The following is a 4,380-nucleotide window of genomic DNA, read 5'->3' as shown; positions in this document are numbered from 1 at the left end:
CGGGATCGAGCGCTGATGACCGCACTGATGAAGCGCGTTGACGGTGCAGTGCCCAGCCTACGTCACTAGCATTGGCAAACGGCTCCAAGCCCGAATACATCCGACGGATTCGGCGCGTCTACCATGTGACGTTCCCTCGTTTCAGCAGAAAAATGCGGTCGGCCGGCCTGAGAAGCCGCCGCGTACAATGGGCTCGCGCTCGTGCTTTTTACTTGCGTGCGGTTTCGACTTCCCGGTCTCGCTGCAGGTATCGCTGAGTGACAGAATGGAGATGATTCCTCAACCATGCCGCCATCGCTTCTTCTTCCGAGACGATGATTTCGCAAATGCATTCAGTCTCTGAATCGCCCACTGCTTCGGCGGCCGCGATGAGCGTTGTGTAGGTGGCAATCTCTAAATTTTCGAATGCGAAGCTCGCCGTACTTCCTTTGATGACCTCGTCAGTCATCGTCACTCCACCTAAAACTTGCCCGGATGCTAACAGCATGGCTGCAGCATCTTTGATTGTCGAATTGGCCCCTCCCAAGCGGTCGATGCAGCTCGCTACCAGCTTTTGCTGACCCAGTGTCTCCTGTAAATGCTGTTCAATCCGTGCCTTTAGCTCGGGATAATGCTCGAAACGCCCCGCCTGCACTTTAAGCATTTGTTCTGCTTGTTGCTCCATTGCATGCGCGTCGCGAAGCCAATCTAATAGATGTTCTTTCGCGTCGGCATAAGTTTCCCTTCGTACTGATCTGAGACAATGGAGGACCATAGCCCGACGGCACGCCGACGGGCGCGGTCCAAGAGAAGCTTACTTACTCTAAGCTTCTTCGGCAACTTTCTGCTCCACGAGTAACGAGAGTTTCTTGTCGGTCGCCTTTTCTTCCTGAAGCGTTTCGAGCAGGAGTTCCATCGCCTGCTTTTCCCCGAGTTGCTTGACTAGCGCAGCGAGAGTGCCATACGACGCTATCTCGTAGTGTTCGACCTTCTGGGCTGCGCCAATAAGTGCAGCGTCGCGCACCTGTCCAGCTTCGATCTCCTCGATTTGCTCTTGTCCCTCCTCGACAAGTCCCTCCATAGCAACGCACTTCACCCGTTTGAGCTTTAGTCCCGACACCTCAACGATTTTTTATCGATTCGCTCGATCTGTCCATTGGTCTCTTCGAGGTGCGTCTCAAAAGCAGATCGAAGATCCGGGTTCGTTGACGCGCGCGCCAGTTTTGGCAAAGCCTTCGTTAGCTGTTTTTCCGCGCTGTACACGTCGGACAGTGTATGAATAAACAGATCTTGGATCGTTCTTGCAGTCATGGATCACTCCTTCACAGAAACAAAAAATCGACGCATTGGCGTCCGCAAACTGCTGCAAACGCCACGCCCGTGCTTTCAGCAAAAGGTGAATAACCGGCACACTCGTTGCTCGCCAGGAAGTGGCCATGCGGCTGATTCGAAATGGGGCGAAATGATACACACTACCGTGCACATTCACGTTGACGGCTCGTCTGACCTAGTGCACAGGCGGGTTATGGTCGCGTGCATCCATTCAGGCGTCACCGCTCGTCGTTGCGTTAGTTCCGCCCTCCTGCTCGAGTACGTATGTATGTCAGAAAGCCCGTCTGGGCTGCGAATGCTGGCTGAAGAACTCATCGGCAGCCCCCACATTCTGAAGATCGTCATGGGGCGACCGCGCATTAACACCGGTTCTGGTGAGGACAGAGCGCTCTTGCAATAACAGGCACTGTATTAGAAGTTTAGGCGCGGGTAATCGCACAGCCGGTTTAAGTAAAAGGCTTGCGAACAATCAATGGCACTCCTCATGGTTCACGCTGCTGAGCGCGGCAGTACTGGCATGCTGAGTCAAATCCGCAGAGCGAATTTCCGAGGCAGGAATAGGCCCTGCTGAGTCAATGTTGCTCCACGCTGCCTGTGCAGCGCTTGCGGCCCGCGATCGCGGGTCGCCTTTTTTGCCGAAATGATCGTATCAACGCTGGCGTAGGCGGCAAGACTCCAGCGGGTTCTTGCACGCATAGGGCACGATCCATCAAACGTTTTGAAACTTCCTTTGCGGGGATGAGTCTCTGCTGCCGCGTCGCAGACAGTTTGAGGTCGCTTGTTGGCTCCTCCTGCGTTGCCTCGATAAAAGTTATTGAGCATTTTCGGCTTTCGGCCTACAGCGTCTTGGACAAATTGGTTGCATTCACATGAAGCCGCCCGGTACACGTTTTCTTGGTCTTACGGCAGCGGCACGGCCGCGGGCTTTCCGTCCTATCAAGTGACCAAATGGCTTGCGACGCGGCGCGGTCAGTCGATGGCCCACGTCGGTTGCAGACGTCTCTCACAGCAATACGCGCCTCCACGTCGGCCGGTGCAGTGTACAAGCTTGACCGGCAAAGATGTCGTTAGATCTTCCCGTTTGGCTTTAGCTACGTACCTCTTCCTGCTCTCACCGTGCGACGTCTCGATAAAAGCGTTGCAGCGCACGAGCATCGTGCAGCTCATCGTCATTTTCCAGCCCAACGCCGCGGTCGGCGTGCCAGCCAAATCTCACTTTAGGGAGTTCTTGCCGGGGTGACGTTGTTATAACCGTGGTCCGTATGCGGAGGGAAACCAGATTGTCCGTCTACGTTTGCATTGCGTTGGTGTTTGCATCGGAACGATATCGACCCAGGCGCGGGACGTTATCGCGTGAATTACTGCCATTTGCTCGGTGTCTGACTCGCTCCGACGCGCAGGAATTGCTTCTCAAATGGGGAGATAACAGAGCGAGATATAGCGACACGCATGATCGGTGGCGCCCTTAGCCACGAAATGAGCGAGATCGACATCCAAGACGCGCTTTCTGAAGCCACCGGTAGCGCGTTAGAACAAACTCCAGATCCGACTCGCCCAACGGTCGAGCCATTCCTCGGTAAAGGCTCCGCCGTACAACGTCTCAACACCGTGAAGGCGCATATACATAAAGTCAGCCGTCAAGTCTTTGGCATAAGGTCACCCTGCTGCCGAGTGGGAAATCACGAGCGCAACGCGATGTTCACGCACAGTTTTTTCAAAGCCCGGACTTGCGAAATTAGGGTGCCTGATCTCGACCGCGTGTCCGAGACGGTACCGACCGCTGACGGCTAACCACAGCTGCTTTACCCGGGAGTCATGCTGGCTGGCTAGAGCGGATGCTTCGCGAGTGCCACGCGGCAGCAACGCTAGAAACGGGTGCAAGCCGGCGGGCGCAATGAGCGGTGGCTAACGCTTCTCGGCTTAGGACGCGCTCTAGGTATAGTCGTCCTCTGGATTTCGAGTGCGTTGGACGTCGTATGTCGCGTGAGACGACTGCATTGCAGAGCGTGGATACGATGCGCGGGTGCATGCAGGGACAAATTTTCGAACGGCTTCAATGAGAAGGCTGTCGCGTCTCACCAGGGGCTTTCAGCTAAAAGCGGGGCCGGCCGCCGCCGAGGAACGTTTCGACGCGCCGTCTTCCGCACCGTTTATCGAATCAGCGATGGAAGCTGGCGCGCTGTCCGTTTGCTGGACTTTTGTCAGATGAACGTGGGACGTATCCTTTTGCCAACGTGCGCGGCTTGCACTGAACAGGATTTCGCCTGCGCGGCTGGGACAACCTAGCCTTGTATCGTCAGGATTGCCCGGACCCGCGCAGATATTTAATGAACAAGATCGCCGCTGCTGGCACATGAACAACGCCAAATCCGACAACGAACGCCAGCGATCTGGGCGACGACAGACCGGGTATCCACAAGCTCACGGCGCCGCAGGCACATCCCATGACGATAAGCACGACGTGAGCTACTGTTCGACGCGCCGACCCTTTCGTGAACCTTGGAATTTCGGCATGGGCATAGCACACAGCGACAACCAGCAACGCGGCAACAATGAGCGACCCGGTCATCACCTTTCCGAGCTCTCGAGAGGAAATGCCGCTGACAGCCACTCTTTGCCGCGGGTCGTGATTTCCAGATAGCGGTCATCATCAGCACATCTTCGAGCAAGCGGATACTTTCCGCTTAGCAAAAACTTCGCGACCGCAGTGTCTGTAACGCAATAGCGACCTTGCGACATTTGTCGCATGATGGGGACCGCAGCGAGCATCACCGTGGCGGAAAACGGCGATTGCACATTCGGCTTTTCGAGGATCTGCATTTCGATCTCCTATCTCATCAAGCCCCGGCGCTCAACCGTTGACCACAAGCTTAACTTTGAGCCAGCCCGGCTGTCTCGCATCGAATGCCTTATACGCATCGAGTACGTTCATCATCGGCTCACGGTTCGTCAGGACGGATAGCGGATCGAACGAGCCGTTGCGTACCTTCTCGATCAGTTGCGGAATGATCGAGCGATGGTTGCAATTGCCCATCTTGATCACCAGATTCTTGTTCATGGCTGCGCCAA

Annotated in this window: 4 protein-coding genes and 2 pseudogenes; all 6 read right to left on the bottom strand. The window is 55.5% G+C overall.

The genetic code is table 11. The annotated features are described in order from the left end of the window. Nucleotides 1-208: 208 nt before the first annotated feature. Nucleotides 209-754 (bottom strand): ferritin-like domain-containing protein, encoded by a 546-nt coding sequence (locus JWR14_RS18070; RefSeq protein WP_299709465.1) that lies wholly within the window; start codon nucleotides 752-754, stop codon nucleotides 209-211. 48 nt (nucleotides 755-802) lie between these two features. Then, nucleotides 803-1,242: pseudogene (locus JWR14_RS18065) on the bottom strand (DUF892 family protein). Further along, on the bottom strand, nucleotides 1,157-1,417 hold the full coding sequence (locus JWR14_RS18060) for a hypothetical protein (protein WP_299709467.1): 261 nt from the start codon (nucleotides 1,415-1,417) through the stop codon (nucleotides 1,157-1,159). The pseudogene JWR14_RS18065 and the gene JWR14_RS18060 overlap by 86 nt, the downstream one beginning before the upstream one ends. A 1,421-nt stretch (nucleotides 1,418-2,838) precedes the next feature. After that, nucleotides 2,839-2,952 (bottom strand): hypothetical protein, encoded by a 114-nt coding sequence (locus tag JWR14_RS38600; protein ID WP_366144567.1) that lies wholly within the window; start codon nucleotides 2,950-2,952, stop codon nucleotides 2,839-2,841. Between the two features lie 927 nt (nucleotides 2,953-3,879). Continuing rightward, on the bottom strand, nucleotides 3,880-4,131 hold the full coding sequence (locus JWR14_RS18055) for a hypothetical protein (protein ID WP_299709463.1): 252 nt from the start codon (nucleotides 4,129-4,131) through the stop codon (nucleotides 3,880-3,882). Nucleotides 4,132-4,162: 31 nt separating this feature from the next. Beyond that, nucleotides 4,163-4,380, bottom strand: a pseudogene (locus JWR14_RS18050) (glutathione-dependent formaldehyde dehydrogenase); the annotation flags it as partial.

Source organism: Caballeronia sp., assembly GCF_028292365.1.
Taxonomy (GTDB): domain Bacteria; phylum Pseudomonadota; class Gammaproteobacteria; order Burkholderiales; family Burkholderiaceae; genus Caballeronia.
This window is presented reverse-complemented; position numbering and strand designations above follow the sequence as displayed.

Excerpts from the sequence above, each read along its gene's own strand:
- JWR14_RS18070 (WP_299709465.1), bottom strand. The coding sequence starts at position 754 with ATGGTCCTCCATTGTCTCAGATCAGTACGAAGGGAAACTTATGCCGAC.
- JWR14_RS18055 (WP_299709463.1), bottom strand. The coding sequence starts at position 4,131 with ATGCAGATCCTCGAAAAGCCGAATGTGCAATCGCCGTTTTCCGCCACG.
- JWR14_RS18060 (WP_299709467.1), bottom strand. The coding sequence starts at position 1,417 with ATGGCCACTTCCTGGCGAGCAACGAGTGTGCCGGTTATTCACCTTTTG.